Here is a 15,181-nt window from a genome sequence, read left to right as displayed (position 1 = left end):
TCGATAAAATGGCAATAAGATTGGGCCCTAGGGCAATCTTCAACAACTTATTCAGGAGCAGCGGTGGTCTCAGCATCTTCCTCCCCCTTGGCACGAACGCCTCTTTTTGACCTGATCACAACCCAAAATCCTCGCCTTACCCCCTTTGCCGGTTGGGAAATGCCGGTACAATTCAGTGGCTTAAAGGCAGAGCATGAAGCCGTTCGCACCGCCGTGGGGATGTTTGACATCTCCCACATGGGCAAGTTTTATTGGCATGGCCGCGATGCCCGTCAGCATTTACGCAAACTGGTTCCTTCGGATTTAATGCGCCTTGAACCGGGCCGCGCCCAATACACCGTCCTGCTCAATCGTCATGGCGGCATTATTGACGACATCATTGTTTATTACCAAGGCCAGACGGAAACCGGGGAAGAAACCGGCGTGATGATTGTTAATGCGGCGACGCGATCGCGCGATAAAGCTTGGCTTTTAGCCCATTTAGAAGATACCCCCGTCACCCTAGCGGATATTTCCAAAGATCATATCCTGATCGCTCTCCAGGGGCCGGGGGCGATCGCCACGCTTCAGCCCTTCGTGGATCAGGATTTGAGCAATCTTCCCTTGTTCGGCCATTGCCAAACCCACATTGCTGGGGGCATTGCCTTTGTGGCCCGCACCGGCTACACCGGAGAAGATGGTTTTGAAATCATGGTGGATATTGCCACGGGCCGCACCCTTTGGGCGCAACTGACGGCGGTCGGTGTCACCCCCTGCGGCCTAGGGGCGCGGGATACGCTGCGCTTGGAGGCGGCCCTTGCCCTCTATGGTCAAGATTTAAACGATACGATTACACCCATTGAAGCCGGTTTAAACTGGTTGGTGCATTTAGAGGGCCATCCTGAATTTATCGGGCGAGATGTGTTGGTGGCTCAAAAGGCTGAGGGTGTGGCGCGAAAATTGGTGGGGTTACGGATGGGGGGCCGCCATATTGCCCGCCATGATTACCCGGTTTGGGCGGATGGGGCGGTGGTGGGCCATGTCACCAGTGGGACGCTTTCCCCGACGTTAGGGGAGGCGATCGCCCTTGCCTATGTGCCGCCCCATTGGGGGAAAATCGGCCAAAGCTTAGAGGTGGAGATTCGCGGCAAGACCTATCCGGCAACGGTGGTGAAAAAGCCCTTTTACCGCTCCCCCCACCGGCCCCGATAATGGCATCCGGTTGTAGGATTGAGCGGCGTAGGGGCGAAAAATTTTTCGCCCCCACTCAACGGATTTGAGGTTAAAACAATTCCGCACCGGGGATCGGGGTCACATTCTGCAACGCATTGGCCCGCGCTCCGCACTGTTGAGGGGTGGGAAAGAGTTTGCCGGGATTGGCCAGCCCTTTGGGGTTGAAAGCATCGCGAACCTTCGCCATCGTTTCCAGATCTGCGGGGGTGAACATCTGGGGCATATAGCAATTTTTATCGGCTCCAATGCCATGCTCCCCCGATAAACTCCCCCCCGCCTCCACACAGAGCCGGAGAATTTCCGCCCCCACTTCCTCGACTTCGGCAAAAGCTCCCGGTATGGCTTGATCGTAGAGAATCAGGGGGTGTAAATTGCCATCCCCGGCATGGAATACATTAGCAATGCGATAGCCTGATCGCTCGCTTAAGGCCTCAATTTCCCGCAACACCCGCGCCAACTGGGTACGGGGAACCACGCCATCTTGCACAAAATAATTGGGACTCATTTGGCCCGCTGCGGCAAAGGTGGCCTTGCGCCCCTTCCAAAGCTTGAGCCGTTGAGCGGGGTCGGTGGCGGTGGTGAGCGATCGCGCCCCCTGTTCCTGGCATAATGCCCCCACCCGTTCCAAATTTGCCTTCACCTCCACCGCTAACCCATCCAACTCCACCAACAAAATTGCCCCCGCATCACGGGGATAACAGCCCAACGCCACCACATCCTCCACCGCATTAATACTGAGGTTATCCATCATTTCCAGGCCAGCGGGAATAATCCCCGCCCCAATAATCGCCGTCACTGCCCCCCCCGCCGCCTCAATACTGTCAAAATCCGCTAACAGGACGGCGATCGCCTCCGGTGTGGGCAAAATCCGCAGCGTGATTTCCGTCGCCACCCCTAACGTTCCCTCCGACCCCACAAACACGCCCATCAGGTCATAACCGGGCATCTCCGCCGCCATCCCCCCCAACTCCACAATCGAGCCATCGGGCGTAACCACCGTCAGCCCTAGGACATGGTTCGTCGTCACCCCATATTTCAAACAATGCACCCCGCCGGAATTTTCCGCCACATTCCCCCCAATGGAGCAAATAATTTGGCTCGATGGGTCGGGGGCATAGTAAAATCCTTGATTGCTCACCGCTTGGGTCACATTACTATTAATCACGCCGGGCTGGACTGTAACCCGTTGGTTGGCATAATCAATTTTGAGGATCTGATTCATTTGGGCTAAAACAATCAGCACGCCATCGGCTAAAGGCAACGCTCCCCCCGATAGCCCCGTCCCTGCCCCTCGGGCCACCCAAGGGAGATTGTGGCGATCGCAAATTTGCACCGCCGCCGCCACTTGGGCTGTACTGCGGGGTAACACCACCAAAGCAGGACGTTGACGGTAGGCCGCCAGACCGTCACACTCATAGGTCAGTAACTCTTCCTTGCGGCGAATCACTTGGTTGGGCCCGAGGGCCTGCTCAAATTCACGGCGAATAGCAGCAGGAATAGCCACGGGGGAGGAAGGGGCGATCGCACTCATGGTGTATCTTGGGAGCAAAAGATTGAGATTGCCCCATTGTACCCGGCTTTCTTACGGTTCAGATTCCCTCACCCTCCCGATGAACCCTGTACAATTTATGAGCAACCAGGGAAATTTTTAGGGTGTCTCACATTCAGTGGGGTAGTCATCTCGATCGGCAAGCATGGCGGAACCGACACAACAGGCATTAAAGGCATCTAGCACCGGCATTGAACAGGCGAAATCCGCTTGTCTCAGTTCCGCCAGCAAAATCACGCAACTGCGGCAACTCCATGTTTCGCGGGCCACGATGCAGCAGTTTTTTACCGGCCAACCCATTGACCAGAGTTTATTTCATAAAATCTGTAGAATTCTCGAACTTAACTGGCAAGATATTGCTGATCTTTCTGACCTCCATATTAAACACATTCCTGAAGAAAGCAACGGCGAATCTCATGCTTTACCGGCCGTGGCTTCCTCCTTTAACCTTCGCTGGCAAAAGCTCAAAGTCCAAGTAGAGGAAACCCTGCAACGTCACCATGAGCAGATTGAACTGCTCAACCTTCAGACCTTGCCGATTATGGATCTGGAGTTTGATCTTTATATTGTCGAAAAGTTAGCGCGGGATATTTCCGTTAATATCAATGCGTATTTGAAACAGTTTGATCCCCGGGAGGATTTTGAGCGGTTTGGGTTGGGCGATCGCAATGAACGCCTCAATGCCTTAGAAGCCGCGAAAAAGTACCCGCGTTTGATCGTCCTGGGGCAACCAGCAGCGGGGAAAACAACATTTTTAAAATATCTGGCGATCGCCTGCTGTCAAAATCAATATGGTGAATATATTCCCATCTTTCTCGATCTCAAAGTTTTTAGCACAGAACTCCTTGAAGATGCCAATGTTTTAGAATTAATTATTCAAGAAACCTTGAATTTCAATCATCTTAAAGAGGTGCAGGAAATTCTCAGCTATGGTCATCTGCTAATTCTCATCGATGGCCTTGAGAGCATTCCCGATACAGGGCGCAAAAATGTCCAATTTCAACTGCGCACCTTCACCCAACGCTATAACAGCAATCGCTTTGTCATCGCTTGCCGTACCCAGTTCACCGACTACACACTCCCCACATTTCGCCATGTGGAAATTGCCGACCTCAACCTCAGTCAAATTAATGCCTTTGTCCAGGCTTGGTTTAAAGCGGAACTCGATACCACCGCCACCCATGAAATCACCCAAGCCTTCATGACCGAACTCGCCCTTGAGGAAAATCATAAATTTTTTCTCCTCGCCCAAAAACCCCAACTTTTACAAATTCTTTGCTGGATTTTTCAATACCTGGGCCGCCTCCCTGCCACTCAGTTTGAATTTTATGAATTGGGGTTAACCCGCATTCTTGAAGTCGCCCATCCCCCATCCCCCCATCATCAACCCACGATCTATCTTGAGCTTGATTTAGCAGAGCGCTATCGTCTGCTTAGTTATTTGGCGATTTTGACCTTTGAAAAAAAAGAACTGTTTATTCAATTTAAAAAATTAAAATCCTATATTAATCTTTATCTTAAAACTCTCCCTAGTTTTACCATTGGTCAAACCACAATGGCGGACTATGCGGAACGGCTCCTCAGTGATATTGAAATGCAGCATGGCATTATTTTTCAACGTAGCCCTGATTTATATTCCTTTGCCAGTCCGCGCATTCAGGAATATTTAGTGGGCTATTATCTCCTGCGTAATTTTGACCCGAATTTTCTGAAAAAATCCCTGGGGACGATTACCAATAAAAATTGGTATGAGCTTTTTTCCTATCTCACCCAACGGGTTTATCGCCTTGATGATTTCCTGTTACACATTAAACATAAAATTGACCAAATTGTCGCAAGGGATAAGAAAATTCAAATTTTCCTCTCTTGGGTCAATCAAAAAGCGATCCTCGTCAAAGTTCCCTATAAAATTGCTGCGGTTCGCGCCTTCTATTTTTCCCAAGCCATTGATCGCATTTTTGATCCCCGCATTTCCCGCCCCATCGATTTTTCCCATGCAGTGAATCGGGCTTTAAAATCTTCGCTCCATGATTGGTCTTTGGCCTGTCATTTAGATCGGGAGTTGGACTATGCCTTTAGCCACAATGTGATTGAAGAGTTAGACCCGGAATTTGTCCTGGATTTAATTTTGAATTGTCTGTTGGTGACGTTTGCCCATGATTTAAGCCTGTTTATGACCTTTGCTGAAGACCGGAAGCTCACCATTGAGCCGGAGTTGAAGCTGGCCCTCCACAAGTTTCAAAATCAGTTACCGAAAGGCGATCGCGGCGGTGTGGAATATCAAAAATGGTGGCAGGCCAATAGTCAGATCTGGATTCGCAATCTGCGGTTAGTGATTATTGAGCATCGCAATGTGGGCTATGATTGGCAATTTAACCGAGAGCAGCAGGCGTTGCTGCGGCAATATTACAACGCCAATAAATTATTGGTGGAATGTCTCTATAACAATCCCCGAGTGGCCCCCCAAACGATCCAAGAACTGGAAGAAACCCTCCTACTGCCAATTTCCGATATTCGCAGCCGTCATCATTAGGCGGGGGGATCTTCCTGCCAACGGTGGATTTTGCCGTTCTCAATGTCGAGGATGATGTGGTTGTGGCGATTCGTGACGGTGTACCCATCGCCTTTGTCACTATGCCAATGCCAGCGGATTTCGGCGCGGTTATGCTGGAGCGTGATTTCCTCAAGGGCGATCGCAATTTCCCCGCAGGTGGCAAAGTAGGCGGCGGTGACTTGGGCGATCGCCTCCCGCCCCTGAATTTTCTGCCCTTTGAGTACCACTTCTCCCCCTGAAGTAAACAAAGCTGCAAAGGCAGCGGCATCCTGGGCCATACAAGCTTGGGCCGCCGCCATCACCAACGCCTTAATTTGCCGCTGTTGTCGCTGCACAGCACTCCACAAGAGCCACAGCACCCCAAAGCCCCCCAAACTGCCAAGGGCGAGCAGCCACCAATATTGATCCACGATCCCCGGTTCTTGATCCATTGCCCAACCCCCCACCGCCGGGCCAATTAAATACCCCACAGCCCAGCATTGAGAGTTAAGGGAAAAGTAAATGCCCCTTAGGGATTCGGGGGCTAAATCCACCACGAGGGCGGAGGCGGCGGGGGTGTAGGTGACGGTTCCCAGGGCGAAGAGGCTGAGGGCTATCAAGGCCGGGATCATCGCCCCCGTTGCCACCACCCCAGTACGCCACACCGCCACAAACCCCCCACCCCAGAGCAATAGGGAGAACATCAGGACGTGCCAACGGCTAAAACCCTTGAGCCAGCGGGCAATGGGTAATTGCAGGAGGACGGCTAGGGCTAAATGGAATGTCATCAAGCCACTCAGTTCAGCGGGGTTAAAGCCCCCGGAACGCAGAAAGTTGGTGAAATAGAGGGGTAAGGCGCTTTGGATTTGGGAAATATAGGTGGTGAAGAGGATATTGACGGCGCAGTAGATCATGAAGGTGCGATCGCCAAAGGCATGGAGCCACCCCTGAGCAAAATTCGTGGAGGGAGTTTGGGGCGATCGCGTTTCGGGGATTGTCCAATAAATCAACACCATGAACAGCAGGAAGGAAATACCATCCCCCACAAACAGGTTGCGATAGTTTCCCCCCCAAGCGATCCATTGCCCCGCCACCACTGTCCCAATCCCCAACCCCAAGAGATCCGCAAGGCGGGTGAGGGCAAAGGCTTCATTGCGCTGCACGGGATTGGCGAGATCCGCCACCGCTGCTTCAGCGGCGGGCCAATAGAGGCCCACCCCTAAACCCATGAGGAGATTGCCCAGGACGAGGGTGGGGAGGTTATGGGCCAAGGCAAAGGCGACATCGGCAAGGGCTGAGATCAGGGCAGAGAGCAGTAAAATCCCCCGCCGACCCCATCGGGGCGAATCCGCGCCCATGCCGCCCAAGAACCGGCCGACAATCCCCGAAAGGGATTGGCTGCCCAGGGCAAAGCCGACAGCAGTCGCCGTTAGCCCCACCTCGTTAACGAAAAAAATAGCCGCATAAAAGAGGGTAAATCCTGTCCCGATTTGGGAGAGGAGACGACCGGCGGCTAGAACCCAAACGGAACGATTCATAGCGATAGGGGCGCAAAAAGGCGATCGCTTTCCCTTGTTACCAGGAAGGCGATCGCCCAAGTGAGGCTCAACCTTAGGAATAGCGGTTTAATCGAGATAGCCGATTAATGTCTTAATATCTTCGATTTCGTTGGAAGCAACGGGACGATTCCCCATCAACACAATATCTTTACTGATCACCAAGCTACTTTTTGCGATGGGGCGATTCCCCGAAACGACCATGCTGCTGCTGATCTCAAACGTACCGCTGGTCACGGGGCGAATCCCCATGGAATTGTAAGTACCGACAATATTCAGATGGCTGATTTCAATGGGGCGGCCTTGGGGGAGGGGCATCCCACCGGATTGATAAACTTGAATGCTACCTTGCTCCGTTTTAGTTTCAGGGAGTTTAGGTTTGGGGGCTTCTTTGGGTGCGATGGTTTGTTTTTGGGCGGTTGCGTTTTCAGCGGTCACGGTGCTTTTCCCTCAGTATTGAAATGCGGTGTGGTTAAAGGAATCAAAAAACGGCAGTGGACTGGCAAAGCGGGCATAAACGCCAGTTCAGAGGAGGTGAAGCTGGGTTAATCAACACAGCCCCAAGACCTAGGTAGGATTTTAACGGTTTTTTAACATCTTACGGGCCCCCTTGGTATAAAACTACATCTATCTTCATCCCCCGTCTATCGAAATTGATGATGGGTCGAATTGCAAAACCTGATCAATGGTGGTCAAGAAAAAAGCAAGTCATTCTCGGTGACTTGCTAGATTGAGCTTGCTGTATTGGGAGGAGAGTGGAGAGATGCTGTACAGAGATTGACGAATCGGTGTAGAGAAACGCTGCGGCACTCACTTGGTTATGTAAATAAATGTAACAGATTTATTGCGGAAGTTGCAACATTAATTTACAAATGCCCTCAATTGTTGCCCCCAAGGGGCTAGGGGATCTCGCTGTGTTGCCCGGTTGGGGATCCCCCCGGCTATGCCCACCCCCTTAAAAAGGGGGTTAAATGCCAAAACCCCCCTTGTTGAGCAGGGGAGGATCCTCCCTAACGCTGAATTTCGGCAAAAATCGCCGCTAAAATATCGCCGGCTCCCTTCGCCTTCAGCGTTGCCGCCAAGGTCTGGCCGAGGGTTTCCGCTTGATCTGCCGGGCCGCTCAAGCTGTCTTTAATCAACTGTTGACCATCTAAACTGGCCACCATGCCCACCAAAGTTAAGGTTTCCCCTTCAATGTGACTGTTCACACCGATGGGAACTTGGCAGCCCCCTTCGAGCGATCGCAACAGCGCCCGTTCTGCAAAGGTGCATTGTTTCGTGGGAGTATGCTCTAAAACTTTGAGCAGATCGAGGATATCCTGATCCCCTTCACGGCATTCAATCCCCAAAGCCCCTTGGCCCACCGCATGAAGGGAAATTTCAGCGGGGATAATTTGGTGAATGCGATCGCTCATCTCCAACCGCTCTAAACCCGCCACCGCGAGAATAATCGCATCGTATTCCCCCGCATCCAACTTGGCGAGGCGAGTATTGAGGTTGCCGCGAATGTCTTTAAATTCGAGATGGGGATAGTGGTAGCGCAGTTGGGCCAAACGGCGCAGGGAGGAAGTCCCCACCACCGTACCGGCGGGGAGGGTTTCCAGTTGGTGGGCCTGATGTTTGGCGTGAACCACGAGGGCATCGGCAGGATCGACCCGTTGGGTGACGCAACCGAGCATCAAGCCTTCGGGGAGATTCGTGGGCAAATCTTTCAGGGAGTGAACCGCAAAATCCGCCGTCTTGTTGATCAGACCCACCTCTAGCTCTTTGGTGAACAGCCCTTTATCGCCAATTTTCGACAGGGCCACATCAAGGATTTTGTCCCCCTGGGTGCTCATTGTCTCCACTTCAAACGTAATATCGGGGAAATGGCTTTCCAGTTGGGCTTTAACCCAGTAGGTTTGCACAAGGGCTAATTGACTTTTCCGGGAGGCGAGGCGCACGGTACGGGGGGGAGTTGCAACGGTCATAGGGGGTTAATTTAGGGTCATCAATAGCGTGATTCAATCTAGAGTATCGCAGGGATGCCCCCCCTTGGAATAGATTTCTGGGAAAAAAGGCGATCGCCCCCTTTTCCTATGCTATAATCAGCAATGCGACATCGGCGGCATAGCCAAGTGGTAAGGCAGAGGTCTGCAAAATCTTTACCCCCGGTTCGAATCCGGGTGCCGCCTCTTTAATTGAACAAGCTCAAAACCGCTCAAACCGGCTCTATACCTAGGTTTGGCGGTTTTTAGTATTTTAAGTATAAATACCCATCTGTATCAACGAAGCCTCTACGATCAGGGGCAATTTAGAGCAAAAATAGATCAAATTTAGACAAGTTCCTTAGAACTATCAATGATTCATCTTGATCCCCAGGGAACCCCCTTGAACCCGTAGGGGCGAGCAATTTTTCCTCCCCACTTCGCCCCCACACTGCTCAGGAGTTTATTCCGCCAACTCCGCCAAAGCGAGCCAGCGTTCCGTGACTTCATCAATGGTGGCATTTAATTGGGCTAGTTGATCGGTGAGGGTTTGGAGCTTTGTATAGTCTGCCGGGGGGTTTTGGTAGATGGTGCGCTCTAGGGCCGCTTTTTGGGCTTCGAGGACGGGGATTTTGGTTTCCAGTTCCGCCAGTTCACGGCGTTGGTAATTGGAAAGGCGGCGGGCGGGGGGAGCAGCTTTAGCCACTGGTGGGGGGGCGGTGAATTTGGCGGTTTCGATTTTTGCCGCTTTCGCGGTGGCTAATTCTGCCTTTTTATCATCCAAATAAACGGAGTAATTGCCTGGATATTGGCGCAACTTCCCCCCCGGTTCGAGGGCAAAAATAAACTCAACGGTACGATCTAGGAAATAGCGATCATGGGATACGCAGAGAACACAACCGTTAAAATTCTCTAAATAATCCTCCAACACTGCCAAGGTTTGCACATCGAGATCATTGGTGGGTTCATCCAAAATCAAAACATTGGGCGCACCCATGAGGATTTCCAATAAATATAACCGCCGTTTTTCGCCCCCCGATAGTTTATGAATGGGGGCATATTGTTGACTAGGGGGAAAGAGAAACCGTTCCAACATTTGGGAAGCGGTGATGATACTGCCATCGGCAGTTTTCACCAATTCCGCCCGCGCTTTAATGTAATCAATCACCCGCTGATTTTGATCTCTGGCAGCCAGGAGATCCTCGGAATGTTGATCAAAATAGCCAAAATGGATCGTGCTGCCAATTTCCACCCGACCCTGATCTGGTTCAATTCGCCCCGTAATTATATTCATCAGCGTCGATTTTCCCGCCCCATTGCCGCCAATAATGCCAATGCGATCGCTCGGCCCAAATTCATAACTAAAATCAGCAATGAGGGGGCGATCGCCATAGGCTTTACTCACCCCCACCAATTCAATCACCTTCTTCCCAATGCGCCGCCCTGGGGTATCAATACTGACTTTTTCTTGGGCCGTTTTAAAGGTTTTTTCCCGCATTGTGTCAATGCGATCAATGCGGGCCTGTTGCTTCGTACTGCGGGCTTTGGGGCCTTGGCGTAACCAAGCCAATTCTCGCCGTAGAACCCCCGCGTGTTTACGCTCACTACTAGCGGCAGAGGCTTCCGCGTCTGCCTTTTTCTCCAAATAATAGGCGTAGTTGCCGTTGTAGTTGTAAAGGTCGCCGCGATCAATTTCTAAAATGCGCGTGGTGACGCGATCCAAAAAGTAACGATCATGGGTAATCAGTAATAATGCGCCGCGAAACTGCTTGAGATAATCCTGTAACCATTCCACCGATTCCGCATCCAAATGGTTGGTGGGTTCATCCATGAGCAAAAGATCGGGATCGGAAAGCAGCGCTGTGGCCAGGGCGATGCGTTTGCGATAACCGCCGGAGAGATCCCCCACTCGCGCCTCAAAATCATCAATCCCTAACCGCGTTAGGATAATCTTGGCGTTGGTTTCCAATTCCCAAGCCCCCACACCATCCATCTGTTCCGTAATCGCCGCCAATTGGCTCATGAGTTGATCAAGATCCTGCCCTTGGGCCTGGGCCATGCGGTGGGATAGGCGTTCGTATTCCCGCACTAGATCCATCGCATTATTGCTATCGGCAAAAACTTGATCGAGGACGGTGCGATCGGGGTCAATATCCGGCTGTTGGGGAAGATAAACGACGCTGGCTCCGGATTTGAGGAGGCGATCGCCCCCATCCAACGGCTCTAACCCGGCAATCATTTTTAAAAACGTCGATTTACCCGAACCATTCACGCCAATCAAGCCAACTTTTTCCCCGGCTTCGATCGTGCAACTGGCGGAGCGGAGAATTTCTTTAATACCAAAATCTTTTTGAACGTTTTGAAGGGTGAGGATACTCATGAAAAACGGGATGAAGGAAATGGTGGGATCCCCCCTGCCCCCCTTAACAAGGGGGGTGAAAAGAGGGAAACGGTGGGATCCCCCCTGCCCCCCTTAACAAGGGGGGTTAAGAGAAGGATCAGCCATGCCTACCCAATTTACGCGAATTTCGCGCCCTTCCCCTTGGGGGGTGAGGTGGATTTCCCCATAGGCAGGGGGGCGATAGGGGAGACGTTCCGCCCATTCAATGGCTATGATCCCCGGCTCCACCTCTTCCCCCTCCCAATAGAGTTCGGGGTAGAGGCCCCCCACAGCATCGGGTTCAAGGCGGTAGAGGTCAAGGTGATAGAGGGGGAGGCGGCCGCTGTGGTATTCGTTAATCAACGTGAATGTGGGGCTAAGGATGGGGTCAGCAATGCCCAATCCTTGGCCTAAACCCTGGATCAGTGTCGTTTTTCCCGCACCGAGATCCCCTCTGAGTAGGAGGGTGCAGGGGGGGAGCGATCGCCCCCATTTTTCCCCCAGGGCAAAGGTTGCCGCTGCATCCGGTAGCACAATTTCCTGGGTCATTGTTGCAACTCAGCCCACTCGTTTAACACCTCATCAATGCGGTTTTGGAAGCCATTGCTCTTGCCATACCAGCGCAATAACACCCGCGCCAACCGTTGATGATCATGGCGCACATAGCCGGTTTTGGGGTCTTCATCGAGGATATTGGCGGCAATGATCCGGCGGCCCAGTTGGGTGATGGCTTCGCGATCGCAAAACACGGGATGGGAATTATCCTGAGCGTACTGAATCAGTGTATGGGCGGAGGGATAGCGACGGTTCACCACCACCGCATCAAAGAGTTTTTTTCCACAGGCGCGGTCAATGGCGCGGATATGGTCGGCAACGGTGTAGTTATCGGTTTCCCCCGGTTGGGTCATGATGTTACAGGCATAGATCCGGGGGACTTTCGTCCGGGCAATGGCATCGCGAATTTCCGGAACGAGGAGGTTGGGGATCACGCTGGTGTATAAGCTGCCGGGGCCAAGGATGATAAAATCTGCCTCCTCAATGGCCTTAATCGCAGCGGGTAAGGCGGGGGGATTGGCGGGGGTACAACCGACGCGGGCGATCCGCCCCTCAGCGTGGGGAATTTGCGATTCCCCCTCAATGCGTCGGCCATCAGTCATTTCCGCCCAAAGGCAGACATCGCTCAACGTCGCCGGGAGAACACGACCCCGGACGGCGAGGACTTTGGAACTGGCGGCGATCGCCTTTTCAGGATCCCCCGTAATATCGGTCATCGCCGTTAAAAATAAATTGCCAAAGCTATGGCCCGACAAGCCATCGCCGGTATTAAACCGGTATTGAAACAACTGGGTGAGGAGTTCCTCCTCCGTCGCCAGAGCCGCCACACAGTTACGAATATCCCCTGGTGGCAACGTCCCCATTTCCCGCCGCAACCGCCCCGAAGAGCCACCATCATCCGCCACCGTCACAATCGCCGTAATATTGGCGCTATATTCCTTCAAACCGCGCAAAATCGTCGATAACCCCGTCCCCCCCCCAATGGCGACAATTTTCGGCCCCCGGTTGAGGCGACGATGGGCCAAGAGGCGATCGATCAGTTCTTCCCCATCCCCAGGATGAAGCACTTCCGTAATCGAGCCAACGCTCCGGCTTTGGCCCCAGATCAGCAACACTAACCCCAAAGCCAAGGCAAAGGGGCCAGAAAGGGAATTGGGCAAAACCCGGGCCAGGGTTTCGATAATTTCAGAGACCAAACCCATGAGGCGATACACTGGAGTTAAGCCCACCCAGATGGCGGCCCCCAAAATTGCCAAAATCATGCCGGTGATGCTCAACAGCAGCCAACGCTTAATTAACAACCCTGGTGCAAGCCATTTCATCCAGTAGTTGACCCGTTGGGGCGTGCGTTGGCCGACGGTGAGCCAACGTTGCTTTTCCACGTTGATATTGTGTAGGGCCTGTTGGAGTAACCCGATAGACATAATGGCAATCAAAATGAAGGGTATTCGGAATGATCTCTCAAGAATCATCAGCATGATAGCCCAAATGTCGAGATCTCTCCTGTTTGCCATTACACCAGCAGTGGCGGTGATTCAGCGCGAATGCGGATTCTAGGCATTGATCCCGGCTTGGCGAGGGTGGGGTTTGGCTTGGTGGAGTTTGTCCGGGGGGAGCCGCCCCAGTTGCTCCATTGCGGGATTATTGAAACGGCGGCCAAAACGGTTCTAGGCGATCGCCTCATCACCATCTACAACGATCTTCACGAGTTGTTAGACCAAAGCGAGGCGGATTTAGTCGCGGTGGAAAAGCTGTTTTTCTACCGGATGGGCAATACGATCGCGGTGGCCCAAGCGCGGGGCGTGATCCTCCTGGCTTTGGCGCAAAAGGGTTGTGCGATCGTTGAGTTCACCCCAGCGCAAGTGAAACAGTCCCTCACCGGCTACGGCAACGCCAAGAAGCCCGATGTTCAAGATGCAGTGATGCGGGAATTGCAACTGGAGCAGGTTCCCCAACCTGACGATGCCGCAGATGCGATCGCCCTCGCCCTCACCGCCCATTTTTCAGCCCCAGGCAACCCATAGAGGTGAAATGGTTCAGACCATAAAGAGGTGGAAAAATCAAGCAGATTCAACCCAACTGTTATGGTTATCGCCCATAAGTCCAGAGCACCATATCGATTTTTCTCGGTGTCCATGCAGAAGTACCAAAAGATTGGTTGTTTTCGTTTGCTTTTCGAGTGAGAATACCGATTAGCAGAATGCCATCGGAGACGGTTAAGTTTTCTGGGTTCATTTTGGCAAGAGCATTTGTTTCAGGGAGAAAGGGAACCAATCGAAGTGCTTTCACGACGAACTGATCAACAGTTGCAAAGTGCTCAGGGTACATCAGCGCTAGTAAACCAGATGCACCGGCCGTTCCCAAGCCTCGGATTTTCTTCGCTGTGACTATTGCTTTTTGAATGTCGTTGCAATCCAGATTAAGTAACTGTTGTTGTAAATTTTCCAGTTCACTGAGTTTGTCACCATCGAGGTACTTCCTAAGCTGCATGGTGGTCGTCGCATACCGATTAGGAGCAGTATATTTCCAACGAAAGTATTCATCGTGAAGAAAAGTGTACCAACCCTGGGGCGTGAGTTCATGCAATCTATTCAGATCTAACGCATTTAGTGATCGCTCAAGTTCGATGTTTCGTGGTTGAACAAATTGCCAGTAGCGCTGAAGCGCATACTCCCACGCATCGGGTTCAGAAGACTGCCATAGATCAGCAATATCCATACAGAGACTTTAGAGTGAAACAATAAAATTATACTGCAACCGACGGAAAGCCCTCGGATTTGGAGATTTTTCCCGCACTCTTCATCATTCCTCACTTCCAACGTCCACAACCGAGTCAAAACAGCAGCCAACTCAAAACGAAGGCAGAGGTGGTTATTAATGCCGCGATCGCCATGATTTGGGGTCACGCCGACCATGGAAAATAGCGGTTACAATAATCCGACTGGAAACTACACGATAATAAATGGCGTATGGAAATCGTTTGATCACTGCTCGTCGAACATCCCGGTACACAATTGCATAGGACTCTGGCATTATGCAAATTCGATTGAGTAGGTCATCTACACAATCAATAAACTCATCTCCTAAACCAGATTTTTGGTTTTCTTACCAATCGTATGCATTGCTGAGATCGTCACAGACTTCAGGACGAAAGACCAGTACATATTTCATGTTTTCTTTTTGACGGATGCTTTAATCTCTCCCCAAGTGAGAATATTATCAGGATCGTTTTCATAATCATCGATCCGACGATCCAGTTCATCTTTTTGCGCTTCTGTTAAATCAGGATAGGCTTGTTCGGCGGGTGCATCTCAATTAGGAGATGAGTAAATATACTCATTACAATTCCTCCTCAAAAGCCTACATAATTTAGACACTGTTGACCACCTTTGACCCATGACTCCCCAAACGCAGGCTGAACTCCAGCAA

At 51.8% G+C, this 15,181-nt stretch carries 11 protein-coding genes, 1 tRNA gene and 2 pseudogenes; 4 read left to right on the top strand and 10 right to left on the bottom strand.

All coding sequences use genetic code 11. From position 1 onward, the window contains the following. Positions 1 to 63 precede the first annotated feature (63 nt). On the top strand, positions 64 to 1,191 hold the full coding sequence (gene gcvT, locus VB712_RS05635) for a glycine cleavage system aminomethyltransferase GcvT (protein WP_416236261.1): 1,128 nt from the start codon (positions 64 to 66) through the stop codon (positions 1,189 to 1,191). Positions 1,192 to 1,261: 70 nt separating this feature from the next. On the opposite strand, the gene VB712_RS05630 is transcribed toward gcvT, so the two are convergent. Further along, positions 1,262 to 2,743 (bottom strand): FAD-linked oxidase C-terminal domain-containing protein, encoded by a 1,482-nt coding sequence (locus VB712_RS05630; protein ID WP_323252993.1) that lies wholly within the window; start codon positions 2,741 to 2,743, stop codon positions 1,262 to 1,264. A 163-nt stretch (positions 2,744 to 2,906) separates the two neighbouring features. On the opposite strand from VB712_RS05630, the gene VB712_RS05625 reads away from it, so the two are divergent. Continuing rightward, on the top strand, positions 2,907 to 5,294 hold the full coding sequence (locus VB712_RS05625) for an NACHT domain-containing protein (RefSeq protein ID WP_323252991.1): 2,388 nt from the start codon (positions 2,907 to 2,909) through the stop codon (positions 5,292 to 5,294). Here VB712_RS05625 and VB712_RS05620 read toward each other — a convergent pair. The 3 genes from VB712_RS05620 to hemC form a co-directional block, all read right to left on the bottom strand. Next, a complete protein-coding gene (locus tag VB712_RS05620) occupies positions 5,291 to 6,832 on the bottom strand; it encodes an MFS transporter (protein ID WP_323252989.1) in 1,542 nt (513 codons plus the stop codon). The two genes, VB712_RS05625 and VB712_RS05620, sit on opposite strands and share 4 nt — an antisense overlap. Positions 6,833 to 6,919: 87 nt before the next feature. Next, on the bottom strand, positions 6,920 to 7,288 hold the full coding sequence (locus VB712_RS05615) for a hypothetical protein (RefSeq protein WP_323252987.1): 369 nt from the start codon (positions 7,286 to 7,288) through the stop codon (positions 6,920 to 6,922). Positions 7,289 to 7,860: 572 nt separating this feature from the next. Continuing rightward, positions 7,861 to 8,820 (bottom strand): hydroxymethylbilane synthase, encoded by a 960-nt coding sequence (hemC, locus tag VB712_RS05610; protein ID WP_323252985.1) that lies wholly within the window; start codon positions 8,818 to 8,820, stop codon positions 7,861 to 7,863. Between the two features lie 133 nt (positions 8,821 to 8,953). Here hemC and VB712_RS05605 point away from each other — a divergent pair. Further along, positions 8,954 to 9,024: transfer RNA gene (locus VB712_RS05605), tRNA-Cys, on the top strand. A 256-nt stretch (positions 9,025 to 9,280) separates the two neighbouring features. Here the strand turns inward: VB712_RS05605 and VB712_RS05600 are convergent. From VB712_RS05600 to VB712_RS05590, 3 genes are all read right to left on the bottom strand, one after another. Next, a complete protein-coding gene (locus tag VB712_RS05600; RefSeq protein ID WP_323252983.1) occupies positions 9,281 to 11,197 on the bottom strand; it encodes an ABC-F family ATP-binding cassette domain-containing protein in 1,917 nt (638 codons plus the stop codon). Between the two features lie 93 nt (positions 11,198 to 11,290). Next, positions 11,291 to 11,746, bottom strand: a complete 456-nt coding sequence (gene tsaE, locus VB712_RS05595; protein ID WP_323252981.1) for a tRNA (adenosine(37)-N6)-threonylcarbamoyltransferase complex ATPase subunit type 1 TsaE — start codon at positions 11,744 to 11,746, stop codon at positions 11,291 to 11,293. Next, the gene (locus VB712_RS05590; protein WP_323252979.1) at positions 11,743 to 13,176 is read right to left on the bottom strand and encodes a gluconeogenesis factor YvcK family protein; all 1,434 of its coding nucleotides are present in this window, start codon (positions 13,174 to 13,176) and stop codon (positions 11,743 to 11,745) included. Before VB712_RS05590 ends, tsaE begins: the two co-directional genes overlap by 4 nt. Before the next feature lie 120 nt (positions 13,177 to 13,296). On the opposite strand from VB712_RS05590, the gene ruvC reads away from it, so the two are divergent. Next, complete coding sequence (gene ruvC, locus VB712_RS05585; protein ID WP_323252977.1) at positions 13,297 to 13,776, top strand: crossover junction endodeoxyribonuclease RuvC; 480 nt, start codon at positions 13,297 to 13,299, stop codon at positions 13,774 to 13,776. Between the two features lie 64 nt (positions 13,777 to 13,840). Here the strand turns inward: ruvC and VB712_RS05580 are convergent, their stop codons facing one another. From VB712_RS05580 to VB712_RS20390, 3 genes and pseudogenes are all read right to left on the bottom strand, one after another. Next, positions 13,841 to 14,470, bottom strand: a complete 630-nt coding sequence (locus VB712_RS05580) for a hypothetical protein (RefSeq protein WP_323252975.1) — start codon at positions 14,468 to 14,470, stop codon at positions 13,841 to 13,843. 156 nt (positions 14,471 to 14,626) lie between these two features. Then, positions 14,627 to 14,923: pseudogene (locus VB712_RS20395) on the bottom strand (type II toxin-antitoxin system RelE/ParE family toxin). After that, positions 14,920 to 15,054 (bottom strand): annotated as a pseudogene (locus VB712_RS20390) (addiction module protein); the annotation flags it as partial. The pseudogenes VB712_RS20395 and VB712_RS20390, both read right to left, overlap by 4 nt. Positions 15,055 to 15,181 lie beyond the last annotated feature (127 nt).

The sequence above is a fragment of the Spirulina sp. CCNP1310 genome, from assembly GCF_034932185.1.
GTDB lineage: Bacteria > Cyanobacteriota > Cyanobacteriia > Cyanobacteriales > Spirulinaceae > Spirulina.
Note: the sequence above shows the minus strand (reverse complement) of the source record. Positions and strands in the feature narration are given on the sequence as shown.

Bases quoted from the DNA above. Each gene is read 5' to 3' on its own strand.
- ruvC (WP_323252977.1), top strand. From the start codon at position 13,297: ATGCGGATTCTAGGCATTGATCCCGGCTTGGCGAGGGTGGGGTTTGGC.
- VB712_RS05580 (WP_323252975.1), bottom strand. From the start codon at position 14,470: ATGGATATTGCTGATCTATGGCAGTCTTCTGAACCCGATGCGTGGGAG.
- VB712_RS05625 (WP_323252991.1), top strand. From the start codon at position 2,907: ATGGCGGAACCGACACAACAGGCATTAAAGGCATCTAGCACCGGCATT.
- tsaE (WP_323252981.1), bottom strand. From the start codon at position 11,746: ATGACCCAGGAAATTGTGCTACCGGATGCAGCGGCAACCTTTGCCCTG.
- VB712_RS05620 (WP_323252989.1), bottom strand. From the start codon at position 6,832: ATGAATCGTTCCGTTTGGGTTCTAGCCGCCGGTCGTCTCCTCTCCCAA.
- hemC (WP_323252985.1), bottom strand. From the start codon at position 8,820: ATGACCGTTGCAACTCCCCCCCGTACCGTGCGCCTCGCCTCCCGGAAA.
- VB712_RS05600 (WP_323252983.1), bottom strand. From the start codon at position 11,197: ATGAGTATCCTCACCCTTCAAAACGTTCAAAAAGATTTTGGTATTAAA.
- VB712_RS05630 (WP_323252993.1), bottom strand. From the start codon at position 2,743: ATGAGTGCGATCGCCCCTTCCTCCCCCGTGGCTATTCCTGCTGCTATT.
- VB712_RS05590 (WP_323252979.1), bottom strand. From the start codon at position 13,176: ATGTCTATCGGGTTACTCCAACAGGCCCTACACAATATCAACGTGGAA.